The sequence below is a fragment of the uncultured Salegentibacter sp. genome (genome assembly GCF_963972535.1).
GTDB lineage: Bacteria > Bacteroidota > Bacteroidia > Flavobacteriales > Flavobacteriaceae > Salegentibacter.
Genome location: NZ_CAXAVR010000086.1, coordinates 1 through 11835, shown reverse-complemented (window position 1 = coordinate 11835; position 11835 = coordinate 1). Strand labels below are relative to the sequence as shown.

13 protein-coding genes and 1 pseudogene are annotated in these 11835 nt (G+C 38.6%); 8 read left to right on the top strand and 6 right to left on the bottom strand.

The features are described 5' to 3' along the window. From AACZ30_RS10365 to AACZ30_RS10355, 3 genes and pseudogenes are all read left to right on the top strand, one after another. A pseudogene (locus AACZ30_RS10365) lies at window positions 1-307 on the top strand (MATE family efflux transporter); the annotation flags it as partial. A gap of 117 nt (window positions 308-424) precedes the next feature. Continuing rightward, complete coding sequence (locus tag AACZ30_RS10360; protein ID WP_339649208.1) at window positions 425-1192, top strand: enoyl-CoA hydratase/isomerase family protein; 768 nt, start codon at window positions 425-427, stop codon at window positions 1190-1192. Between the two features lie 268 nt (window positions 1193-1460). Further along, window positions 1461-1649 (top strand): hypothetical protein, encoded by a 189-nt coding sequence (locus AACZ30_RS10355; protein WP_339649206.1) that lies wholly within the window; start codon window positions 1461-1463, stop codon window positions 1647-1649. A 189-nt stretch (window positions 1650-1838) separates the two neighbouring features. On the opposite strand, the gene AACZ30_RS10350 is transcribed toward AACZ30_RS10355, so the two are convergent. Continuing rightward, entirely contained in the window at window positions 1839-2495 is a 657-nt protein-coding gene (locus tag AACZ30_RS10350; RefSeq protein WP_339649205.1) for a 2OG-Fe(II) oxygenase, read from the bottom strand. Window positions 2496-2596: 101 nt separating this feature from the next. On the opposite strand from AACZ30_RS10350, the gene AACZ30_RS10345 reads away from it, so the two are divergent. Continuing rightward, entirely contained in the window at window positions 2597-3046 is a 450-nt protein-coding gene (locus tag AACZ30_RS10345; protein ID WP_339649204.1) for a 6-carboxytetrahydropterin synthase, read from the top strand. Between the two features lie 82 nt (window positions 3047-3128). After that, complete coding sequence (locus tag AACZ30_RS10340) at window positions 3129-3887, top strand: UDP-2,3-diacylglucosamine diphosphatase (protein ID WP_339649202.1); 759 nt, start codon at window positions 3129-3131, stop codon at window positions 3885-3887. Here the strand turns inward: AACZ30_RS10340 and AACZ30_RS10335 are convergent. Together AACZ30_RS10335 and recJ are read right to left on the bottom strand one after the other, a co-directional pair. Continuing rightward, the gene (locus AACZ30_RS10335) at window positions 3884-4237 is read right to left on the bottom strand and encodes a hypothetical protein (RefSeq protein WP_208223501.1); all 354 of its coding nucleotides are present in this window, start codon (window positions 4235-4237) and stop codon (window positions 3884-3886) included. The genes AACZ30_RS10340 and AACZ30_RS10335 overlap by 4 nt on opposite strands. 109 nt (window positions 4238-4346) lie before the next feature. Then, window positions 4347-6041: a single-stranded-DNA-specific exonuclease RecJ gene (recJ, locus tag AACZ30_RS10330; protein WP_339649200.1), complete on the bottom strand. Its 1695-nt coding sequence runs from the start codon at window positions 6039-6041 to the stop codon at window positions 4347-4349. 133 nt (window positions 6042-6174) lie between these two features. Between recJ and ade the strand changes: the two genes are divergently transcribed. Continuing rightward, the gene (ade, locus tag AACZ30_RS10325) at window positions 6175-7806 is read left to right on the top strand and encodes an adenine deaminase (protein ID WP_339649199.1); all 1632 of its coding nucleotides are present in this window, start codon (window positions 6175-6177) and stop codon (window positions 7804-7806) included. A gap of 19 nt (window positions 7807-7825) precedes the next feature. On the opposite strand, the gene AACZ30_RS10320 is transcribed toward ade, so the two are convergent. Genes AACZ30_RS10320 through AACZ30_RS10310 form a run of 3 tightly spaced genes read right to left on the bottom strand, consistent with a single transcriptional unit; the run spans window position 7826 to window position 9868 of the window. Next, on the bottom strand, window positions 7826-8392 hold the full coding sequence (locus AACZ30_RS10320) for a uracil-DNA glycosylase family protein (protein WP_339649198.1): 567 nt from the start codon (window positions 8390-8392) through the stop codon (window positions 7826-7828). Further along, complete coding sequence (gene rsmI, locus AACZ30_RS10315) at window positions 8392-9063, bottom strand: 16S rRNA (cytidine(1402)-2'-O)-methyltransferase (RefSeq protein ID WP_339649197.1); 672 nt, start codon at window positions 9061-9063, stop codon at window positions 8392-8394. The genes AACZ30_RS10320 and rsmI overlap by 1 nt, the downstream gene beginning before the upstream one ends. 10 nt (window positions 9064-9073) lie before the next feature. Next, a complete protein-coding gene (locus AACZ30_RS10310; RefSeq protein WP_075325335.1) occupies window positions 9074-9868 on the bottom strand; it encodes a hypothetical protein in 795 nt (264 codons plus the stop codon). 195 nt (window positions 9869-10063) lie between these two features. Here AACZ30_RS10310 and AACZ30_RS10305 point away from each other — a divergent pair, with 195 nt between their 5' ends. Next, entirely contained in the window at window positions 10064-10711 is a 648-nt protein-coding gene (locus AACZ30_RS10305) for a thymidine kinase (RefSeq protein ID WP_057480950.1), read from the top strand. Beyond that, entirely contained in the window at window positions 10704-11810 is a 1107-nt protein-coding gene (gene alr, locus AACZ30_RS10300) for an alanine racemase (RefSeq protein WP_339649194.1), read from the top strand. The genes AACZ30_RS10305 and alr overlap by 8 nt, the downstream gene beginning before the upstream one ends. The last annotated feature ends 25 nt before the right edge of the window (window positions 11811-11835 follow it).

The window sequence follows — 11835 nt, the reverse complement described above, 5'->3', positions numbered from 1 at the left end:
TTTTAATAAAGATATGGCCGTGCTGGCCATATTCTCATCGGTTTTTTGGATCGTACTATTAATGCAACCGGTAAATGCCATCGCCTTTATGTTCGACGGAATTTTTAAAGGTTTGGGCGAGGCAAAGTATCTGCGTAATTTATTACTTGTAGCCACTTTTTTGGGTTTTACTCCTGCCCTATTAATTTCAGATTATTACGGTTTAAAACTCTACGGAATCTGGATCGCCTTTTTTGTCTGGATGCTAATTCGCAGTGCCGGTTTGGTCATTAAATTCAGAAGAAAATATTTACAGAAAGAAGTTTGATTCTCAGTGGCCAGTTGGCAGTATCAGTGAGCAGTTAAAAACAATTAAACCAAAACCGTATTTTTCAAAATTAATCTTTCTAAATTTGGGTATTCAGCTAACTGAAAAATCAAATTTATGTCTACCACACGTGAAAACGGCAGTTTATATACCAATATTGAAAACGGGATCGCCCACTTAGAATTTGGCCATCCTGCCAGTAATTCTTTCCCTTCAGAGTTATTAGATCGGCTTGAGAAAGAGTTTCAGAAATTATCTGAAGACGACAGTGTAAAAGTGATTTTATTAAAATCTGAAGGAGAAAAAGCCTTTTGTGCAGGCGCCTCTTTTGACGAACTTGTAGCGATTGAAACTATGCAGGCCGGGAAATTATTCTTTTCGGGTTTTGCAAAAGTTTTAAATGCGATGCGCAACTGTAAAAAACTCATTGTTGGCCGAATCCAGGGAAAAACCGTTGGCGGTGGTGTGGGACTGGTTGCTGCTTGCGATTACGCCCTGGCGACTGATGCTGCTGCGGTTAAACTTTCAGAAATTAGCATAGGTATTGGTCCGTTTGTAATTGCCCCTGCGGTAGAACGTAAAATTGGCGTTGGCGCACTTGGGGAATTAAGCCTTGCTGCCCACGAATGGAAAAATGCTTATTGGGCCAAGGATAAAGGCTTATATGCCCGTGTTTTTGAAAGTCTAAAAGAGCTTGATAAGGAGGTAATTATTTTTACCGAAAAACTGGCTTCTTATAATCCCGAAGCACTTTACGAAATGAAACAAATGCTTTGGAAAAACACTTCTCACTGGGACGAATTACTGGCTGAAAGAGCTGCAATTTCGGGAGAATTAGTGCTTTCAGATTTTACCAAAAACGCTTTAGCTAAATATAAAAAATAAATATATGCACTTACTTTACTTGAACATCAACGGCGGCCAAATTCAAGAGCTGGGGGTTTCTATCGGTTCGGCTATCGCCGATAATTTCTTGATACTGCTTTTTAGTTTCCTTTTAATTTTAGCACCTCTATTATTTTTTCATCGCAAAAGGATTAGAAATAAAAAGCTCCATTCTAAAAATAATTAAAAACCACATTAGAGGAAATTAGCATCATTATAACAGATTTCTTATTTTAAAAAGCTTAATTTCAACCTTAGAAATTAATTTATGAGTTTGCCACAGGAACATTTACCAAAAGACCGCGATGCCACCCGGGAAGAGGAATGGGGTTTTACCATTTGGGAATTTATAGCCGATAACTGGCTTTACCTGGTGGGTATTCTAATAATTCTTGCCATTTTCTTCTATGCTCGTTATAATTGGAGGAGAAGACAGGAGAAAAATCAAATGAATTAATGGGAGAAGATACCTGGGAATTTCTAAGTTTTTTAAGTGGAATGGGCTTCTGGCTAATTTTAGCCGTAGTTTTAATTGTGGTAGTACTTTATAAAAAATTCAACAAATAACCTGCACCGGGCCAATTTCTTTCTAGATAGAAGAAGTGTTTCTTTATTTCGAGAAAAATTTAGGAGAAGCTAATCTCGATTATCGAGTTTTTAACCAACCCGTAATACTTAGCCTTGCAGTTTTTACCGGCTTTACTTCGTGCTCCAAAACCTGGCTCTCAAAAATCACTACGCGACCCGGCATTGGATAAATAGCTTTTGAAACCTCAACCCCATTTTCTTCGGAATAAATAACCAATTCCCCTCCATTTTCCGGCTTCCAGTCTTCTTCGTTTAAATAACAAACCATAGAAAGTTTTCTTCTGCCGTCATTTTGAAATGTGTCCAGGTGTCGCTGATAAAAAGTACCTTCAGGATACAGCGCGTAATGGAATTCTTTAGTTAAAATTCCTAGGAAACAGGTTTTATTTAGGTAGGATACTAACGAATTGATTTTGTTGAAGAACAGGTTTTCAGCCTTTCCTGCTTCAGCTTCATTAAGCCATAAAATAAAATCCCCGCGAATGGATTTCGCAACAATTTCATTGGTTTTATTACCAATCGCTGCCTTTTTGAATTGCGCTTCTTCAAATTTCGATTTTAAAGAATTTCGCAGCATTGCAACTTCCTCAGCATTAAAAAAATCGTCTACAACACTGTATTGATTTTCAACTAAATCGGTAATAATATTTTCGTAAAAAGGATTTTCTATAAAATCCAGTTGTTCAAAAAGTTCGGGAGCAGTTTCTGTTATCATTTTTCATTAAAAAAACGGGCAAATATACAACAGAAACATAATTGCCGGGTCAAAAAAATATAACGCTAAAAAACCCTTAACTTTGCCAAAAATAACGCGAGATGAGCAAGATTAGAATTACCAAACAGTTCTCTTTTGAAACCGGCCACGCCCTTTATGGTTACGATGGAAAATGCCGAAATGTACACGGGCACAGCTATAAACTTAGTGTTTGTGTGATTGGGGAGCCTATTACTGATAAAGATAATGTGAAGTTTGGGATGGTAATAGATTTTGGAGATTTAAAAAAGATCGTAAAATCTGAAATTGTAGATAAGTTTGACCACGCCACGGTTTTTAATAAAAACACGCCTCATGTAGAGCTTGCTGAAGAATTAAAAAATCGAGGACATCACGTTATCCTGGTAGAATACCAACCCACCAGCGAAAATATGGTGGTAGATTTTGCTAAAAAGATTCAGAAACATTTACCCGATCATATAAAACTACACTCGTTAAAACTCCAGGAAACTGAATCCAGTTTTGCTGAATGGTTTGCAAGCGATCAATAAGCCCACCAGCCCCCGAAGGGGGAGTGAAACCCGTGAGCTCTTTTTCTAAAATATTTATATTTACAGCTTAGAATTATCATAAATGACTATTCCCGAAGGCAAAAAAGTTTATTTCTCCAGCGATAATCACCTTGGTGCACCTACTCAAGAAGAAAGCAGGCCAAGGGAAATTAGGTTTGTAAAATGGCTGGATGAAATTAAAGAAGATGCCGCTGCTATTTTTCTCCTCGGTGATCTTTTTGACTTCTGGTTTGAGTATAAGCACGCCGTGCCTAAAGGTTTTGTAAGGGTTTTAGGGAAACTGGCAGAAATCAAGGATAGCGGAATCCCGATTTATTTTTTTGTGGGAAATCACGATTTGTGGATGCAGGATTATTTTGAAGACGAACTTAATATCCCGGTATTTCATAAGCCACAGGAATTTGAATTCAATAATAAAACCTTCCTTGTGGGCCATGGGGACGGCCTGGGACCCGGAGACCACGGTTATAAAAGAATGAAAAAGGTTTTTACCAATCCGTTTTCAAAATGGCTTTATCGTTGGTTACATCCAGATTTAGGTATTCCGCTGGCGCAGTATTTTTCAGTAAAAAATAAAGCGATCTCGGGAGATCAGGAACAAAAATTTTTAGGGGAAGACAAGGAATGGCTTATTCAATATTGTAGACGAAAATTAGAAGAAAAGCATTACGATTATTTCCTTTTTGGTCACCGGCATCTACCCCTGAAAATCGACCTAAACGAGAAATCGACCTATATCAACACCGGCGACTGGATAGACTTTTACACCTACGCGGTTTTTGATGGTGAGAAGACAGTTTTAAAGAAATTAGAATTTTAATTCCTCCCACAGCCAGTCAAATAATTTTCCAGGTTTAATTTAAATAAAGTTCCTTCTATTAAGTCTGAAATTTGCTCCAGTTCTACTGCACTTACCGCGAAATCCATTTTTTCAAGTGGAGATCTCAACAGAATGTTCCTACAGGATTTTTCACTGGTACAATTACCACAATTATAATATTTAGCTGCTTTTAAATTATTGGAAAAATGTTGAATTTCTTCAGGTAACAAATAGAAACCCATATCCTTAAAAACCATTTGTATCCTGGCAGGATCAGCATTCGGTAAATTATTTTTCCACCGAAAAGAAATTCCCAATTTGTTGTGATAAATTACAGCTACATCATCCATTTTAAAATAATTTACTCGATAATCGAGATTTAAAAACTCCGAAGCTTGCTTCGAAATAAGTTACCCAAATATAAAATTATTATTTAAAATGAATCTAAATAGAAAAGATTTATTCGCTGATATCTTTTAATTTTAACTGAATAGAAATATTCCCGTTCCATTCATTTTCATCTAAAGAATACACCGCTTTAAAGGTTTTCTTTTCTGAAATTGTTTCAAATTTTTCTCCCAGTCCGAAACCAATCATATCAAACATTGCCGATTTTCCTTGCTGTACAACCTTGCACTTAAGATGCGCTTCATCTGCTCCCACACATTTCCCATAACCGGTATCGGTGAGGTTTTGCGTCATAAAAACCGGACTCATATTCCCCGGCCCAAAAGGAGCAAATTGCTTTAGAATTCTAAAGAATTTCGGAGTAATTTCATCCAGATTGATTTCGGCATCTACTGCAATCTCAGGAGTTAGCAGCCGCCTATCTATAGTTTCAGAAACCACCGACTCGAACTTCGCTTTAAAATTTTCATATTCCGAAGCTGCTAAAGTCAATCCTGCCGCATATTTATGTCCGCCAAACTGCTCAATATGTTCTTTACAGGCTTCTAACGCATTATACACATCAAAACCTTTTACCGAGCGAGCCGAAGCCGCCAGCTTCTCACCGCTTTTTGTAAAAACAAGCGTTGGGCGATAATAAGTTTCGGTTAAACGGGAAGCCACGATCCCTATCACACCCTTATGCCAACCTTCGTGATAAACCACCGTACTGTAGCGTTCCTGCTCCTGCAATTCTTCAATTTGTTCAAGTGCTTCAACCGTAATTGCTTTATCAGTAGTTTTTCTTTCAGCGTTAAAATTCTCTATTTCACCAGCGAATTCCATAGCGGTCGCTTCGTCTTCTTCGGTAAGTAAATTCACCGCGTGCAAGCCATGCTTCATTCTTCCCGCTGCATTTATACGCGGTGCAATAATAAAAACTACATCAGTTATCGTGAGTTTATCCTTTTTAACCTGAGCCAGAATTGCCTTAAAACCCATTCGGGGCGCAACATTGATCACATTTAAACCGTGATAGGCCAGAATTCGATTTTCACCGGTAATGGGTACGATGTCGGCTCCAATGGCTGTTGCAACCAAATCCAGATAAGGCAATAAAACTTCGGGAGTTCCCCCTCTTTTAGTGTTTATAGCCTGGATCAACTTAAAACCAACCCCGCAACCACAAAGTTCTTTATATGGATATTCACAATCTTCGCGCTTGGGATCCAGCACTGCAACGGCTTCAGGAATAGTTTCTCCCGGCCGGTGGTGATCACAAATAATAAAATCAATTCCTTTTTCGGCTGCATAAGCTACTTTATCAATCGCTTTTATTCCACAATCCAGGGCAATAATCAGCGAAATCTCGTTATCGGCTGCAAAATCAATTCCCTGATAAGAAATACCGTAACCTTCAGTATACCTGTCGGGAATATAAGTCGCGATATTTGGGGTGAGGGTTTTTAAGTAAGAAGACATCAAAGCCACACTGGTGGTCCCGTCTACATCATAATCGCCATAAACCATAATATTTTCTTCGGAAGCAATTGCCTGCTGAATTCGGTTTACAGCCACATCCATATCTTTCATCAGGTAGGGATCGTGCAACTCTTCCAAACTGGGCCTGAAAAACTTTTTTGCAGCTTCAAAAGTCATTATTCCGCGCTGCACCAAAAGTGTAGCCACAGGCGTTTCCACCCCTAATTCTTCGGCAAGTTTATTAACAACTAAAGAATCGGGTTTAGGTTTTAAAGTCCAGCGCATCGTAAGTTTTTTTCAAAAATACATATAGTATTTCAATACCAATAAGGGGGAATTCACTAAAACAGAATAATAGAAATTTTTCAGCAATTAATAATAATCCCTAATTTCACGCTTTAGGATTTATAGATAAAATATGATCAAAATTATACAGGGCCAGCTCGTAGATATTGAAAACAGGAAAATTTTTCCTGCGGAAATTAGCATCGAGAATGGAAAGATTACAAAGATTGAAGAAAAACAGCACGAAGTAAAAAGCTTTTTGCTTCCCGGGTTTATAGATGCACACATACACATTGAAAGTTCTATGTTAGTGCCTACAGAGTTTGCTCGCCTGGCTGCAATTCACGGTACGGTAGCCACAGTTTCTGATCCTCACGAGATCGCGAATGTTTTGGGAAAGGAAGGCGTTAAATTTATGATTGAAAATGGGAAAGAAAGTCCGTTGAAATTTAATTTTGGTGCGCCATCTTGTGTGCCGGCTACCAATTTTGAAACTTCGGGAGCTGTGATTAATGCTGAAGATATTAAAGATCTATTAGCACTTCCTGAAATAAAATATCTCGCGGAAATGATGAATTATCCCGGCGTGATCTTCGAAGATGAAGAAGTGATGAAGAAAATTGCTTGGGCTAAACATTTTAATAAACCCACCGATGGCCACGCGCCCGGATTGCGTGGGGGAGACGCGAAAAAATATGCTGAAGTCGGTATTTCTACAGACCACGAATGTTATACCGCTGAAGAAGCCGAGGAAAAGCTTGGCCTTGGTATGAAAATACTTATTCGCGAAGGTAGCGCCGCCAAGAATTTTGAAGCGCTCATAGATCTGCTGCCTGAACATTATAAAAATATGATGTTTTGCTCAGATGATAAACATCCAGACGACCTGGTTTTAGGGCATATTAACCAGCTTTGTGCATTGTCGGTTGCTAAAGGTATAGATGTGTTCAAGGTGCTGCAAGTCGCTTGTATTAATCCCATAAATCATTATAATTTAGAAGTCGGACAATTAAAAGTTGGCGACCCCGCCGATTTTATTTCGGTAAAAGACCTGACCAACTTTGAAGTTTTACAAACTTATATTGATGGGGAGTTAGTTGCTGAAAATGGTAAATCTCACATCAAATCTTCTCCAATTGAAAAGCCGAATAATTTTCATACTTCATCAAAAAATCCGGAAGATTTTAAAATAAAAGCAGCCGGAAATACTATTAAAGTTATTGAAGCGCTGGATGGAGAACTTATTACTAATGAAATTCAGCAAAAAGCTTTAGAAAAGGACGGGGAACTAGTTTCAGATAATGAAAATGATATTTTAAAAATTACGGTCGTTAACCGGTATGAGGACAAAGATCCTGCTGTCGCATTTATAAAGAATTTCGGCTTGAAAAAAGGAGCGATTGCCAGCTCGGTAGCACACGATTCGCATAATATTATCGCGGTTGGAACATCAGACGAAGAAATTTGTAACGCGGTAAACCTCATCATTAAACACAAAGGCGGAATTTGTAGCGTAAACGGGAATGATCAAAAAGCACTTCCACTGCCAATTGCCGGAATTATTAGCGATAAGGATGGTTGGGAAACCGGTAGATTATACGAGGAAATAGATAAGATGGCCAAAGATTTGGGCAGTACTTTAAAAGCTCCTTTTATGACGCTTTCCTTTATGGCGCTCCTAGTAATTCCCGATTTAAAACTTTCGGATAAAGGTTTGTTCAGCGGAAAAAAGTTTGATTTTGTGAAGTTGACAGATAGTAATTAACACCAAAACGTTTAGCCATTCAATCTATAATTTTATGAATCCTGGTTTGTAATTTGGGCACAACCTCTTCTTCGAACCAGGGATTTTTGCTCCGCCAAAAACGGTTCACCGGCGAGGGATGCGGTAGACACCAATAATCAGGTAGAAAATCCTGGTAAGAACTTACTTTTTCAGTAAGATTTAATTTCCCGGGCAGGTAATAATTTGCTGCGTAAGCTCCAATTAAAATGGTGAGTTCAACATTTTTTAATGCGGAAAGAATAGTATCGTGCCACATTGGTGCACATTCTTTCCGGGGCGGTGCATCACCCGTTTTGGCTTTTCCGGGATAGCAAAATCCCATAGGAAGAATCGCAAAATTATCGACATCGTAAAAAGTAGTTTCGTCTACTCCTAGCCATTCCCGAAGCTTTTTTCCACTTTGATCATTCCAGGCAATTCCAGTTTGATGCACTATTCTTCCCGGCGCCTGACTTATTAAAACAATTTTAGAATTTTTAGTCGCCTCTACAATAGGCTTAGCTCCGAGCGGCAGATGCTTTTCACAAAATTTGCAGGCCCTGGCTTCTTTTAGCAATTGCTGCATTAAGATTTTCCTTTTACCACAATTACAATTTCACCTTTAGGCGGTTTATTGGTGTAATGCTGAAGAACCTCAGCCGCAGTTCCGCGAATTGTTTCTTCGTGGAGTTTGGTAATTTCCCGGGAAACCGAAACCGGCCTGTCTTCGCCAAAATACTCTGAAAAATGTTTTAGGGTTTTCAGTAATTTATGAGGCGATTCATAAAAAATCATAGTTCGGGTTTCTTCGGCAAGTAAATTCAAGCGCGTTTGTCTGCCTTTTTTTACCGGTAAAAATCCTTCAAAAATAAATTTATCGTTTGGGAAACCACTATTTACCAGCGCCGGAACAAAAGCTGTAGCTCCAGGCAAACAATCTACTTCTATGCCTGCTTCAACACAAGCGCGTGTCAATAAAAACCCGGGATCTGAAATTGCAGGAGTTCCGGCATCACTTATCAGCGCTATATTTTCGCCGCCTTTAATCCGCTCAACTATGTGATCTACCGTTTTATGCTCGTTGTGCATATGGTGACTTTGCATATGCGTACCAATGTCAAAATGCTTTAAAAGTTTCCCGCTATTCCGGGTATCTTCGGCAAGAATTGTATCTACTTCTTTTAGCACTTTTACCGCCCTAAAAGTCATATCGTCCAAATTTCCTATTGGCGTTGGAACCAGGATTAATTTTCCCATTAAAGCGAATTTAATTACTGAATTTATTCTCTATTTTGGCCATAAATCGCTCTTCGTAATCTTCTTTTCCTTCCCAGTGATTATAATCTGGCTTTACTACCAACTGGATGAATTTTTGAGCTTCATCTAAAGAACTAAAAGTATTTAACTGGGAAAGTACCCGATTATAGTCTGAAGAATTTCCGTCGAAGAGATTTTTTATAAATGAAAGTCGTTCGTTAAGCCCAATATTAATTCCTTTCTTCAACCTGTCGTTTACAGACTTTGGTCTTTGGTCTTTTTGCCTGTTATTCAAGGGTTCAAAATCGGGAAGATTATCATAATCTACCCCAATATTTCTAAAATCGTTTTTAGGCGCTTCGGTTTTTGGCTTTGGTGGCTCTTCTTCCATTTGAAGAGATTGCTGTTGCGCTGGGGGAGCTTGTGGTTTAGGATTTGCCTGTTCTATAAGCTCATCTACTCGCTCAGATTCCGCAGGCATTTGCGCTACGATATCTTTTATCTTTTCTGTATTGGGTTCGGTAATTGCATCGGCATCTTCCCGGTATTCAGTTCCATCTGGAGCATAATCGTCACGTTCGTGCTGTACCGGTGCTTTAGCCTGAACTTTCTTTTCAATCTTAGGCGTTGGTGTAGCTTCAGGAGCCTCAAATGCCTCAAGATTTTTTTCAGTGAAATTCAATATAGAAAGTTGCTCATATAAGGTTGCCGCTTTTAATTTAAGCGCTTTGGTATCCAGGTTTTCCTTTTCAGAAATTATTTCTTCGGCAAGTTTTACTAACTCTTTTTTAAGTCTGTTTTTCATTTTTCAGCAATATTTATGAACCCACTTTTTATTTAAAGTCTTTCTCAAGTTTCAATATAACACTTACAAAAAAAGTGCCTTAATCTGGTTTAATAACTTTAGTGGTTACCAACCGGTAATGGCTTGTATTTTTAATAAATTTGTTCCACCTTTATCAAAAAGGGCAAGTTCCCATTTCGATTTGAAAATTACAAAATGTTTCTCGAAAATACAGTAAATCACGAAGAGCAATTTGGCTGGATTGAAGTTATTTGCGGCAGTATGTTCTCTGGCAAGACCGAAGAACTAATTCGCCGTTTAAAAAGAGCCCAGTTCGCCAAACAAACCGTAGAAATCTTTAAACCCGCTATAGACACGCGCTATGACGAGGAAATGGTGGTGTCTCATGATTCCAATGAAATTAGGTCTACTCCCGTTCCTTCGGCGTCTAATATCAGGATTCTTGCCGATGGTTGTGATGTGGTAGGAATAGACGAAGCCCAGTTTTTTGATGATGAAATTGTAACGGTTTGCAACGATCTCGCCAATAGAGGAATTCGGGTAATTGTGGCCGGATTGGATATGGATTTTAAAGGAAATCCTTTTGGCCCTATGCCCTATCTTATGGCTACTGCAGAGTATGTGACCAAAGTTCACGCTGTTTGCACCCGTACCGGAAATCTCGCACAATTTAGCTATAGAAAAGCTGTTAATGATGATTTGGTTTTTTTAGGGGAAAACGAAGAATACGAACCTTTAAGCCGCGGTGCATATTACAAAGCTATGCTTAGGGAAAGGGTTAAGAAATTAGATGTGAAAGATGCCGAAGAATTGCAACCTAACCTAAAGAAAAAGAATGCCTAAAGCCGAAGAAACCGTTCTGGAAATAGACCTTAACGCCTTAGCTCATAATTTTAAAACCATAAAATCGCAGTTAAAACCGGGCGTTAAATTTATGTCGGTTATTAAAGCTTATGCCTATGGAAATGATTCTGTAGCAATGGCTCATAAATTAGAAGAACTGGGCACCGATTATTTTGCGGTTGCTTATACTGAAGAAGGCATTAGACTGCGAGAAGCGGGGATTAGTAAACCTATTTTAATTCTGCACCCACAACCCGTAAATTATCCTGAAATAATTGAACATTGCCTGGAGCCTAATTTATATAGTGCAAGAACGCTTCAGCTTTTTATAGAGCTCGCAGAAAAGCAAAAACAGAAAGATTATCCGGTGCATCTAAAATTTAATACGGGAATGAACCGTCTCGGCTTTACTGAAGCCAACCATCATCATATTCCGGAGAAATTAAAGAAGACCAAATCGGTAAAAATAGCTTCGGCCTTTTCACATTTAGCAGCCAGCGAAGACTGGAAAGAACGTGAATTTACCCTTTCTCAAATTTATAAATTCAAAAATCTGGCGGGTAAACTTTTGGATGATATTGGCTACGAACCGCTTTTGCATCTTTGTAATACTTCGGCGATTTTTAATTATCCTTCTGCCACTTTTTCTATGGTAAGAAGCGGGCTGGGACTTTACGGTTTTGCCAATGACGACAAGCTCAACAAAAAACTAAAACCTGTTGGTACTTTTAAATCGGTTATTTCTCAAATTCAAAATTTAGAAGAAGGAGGTACGGTAGGTTATGGCCGTGCTTTTAGAGCCGAAAAAACTACAAGAATAGCTACCCTTCCTGTGGGCCATGCCGATGGTATAAAACGCATATATGGCCACGGAAAAGGCGGGGTTTTTATTAATGGCGAATACGCTCCTATTGTAGGAAATGTTTGTATGGATATTATTATGATAAACGTTAGCAACATTGACTGTAAGGAAGGTGATGAGGTAATAATTTTTGGCGGCCCCCAAAATGTGCCCGAATTTTCAGCCAAAGGAGGAACCGTTTCTTACGAACTTATCACCGGAATTTCCCAAAGAGTAAAACGGATAATTATTCAATAGTTAAATGAATTTTTCTAGCGAATTA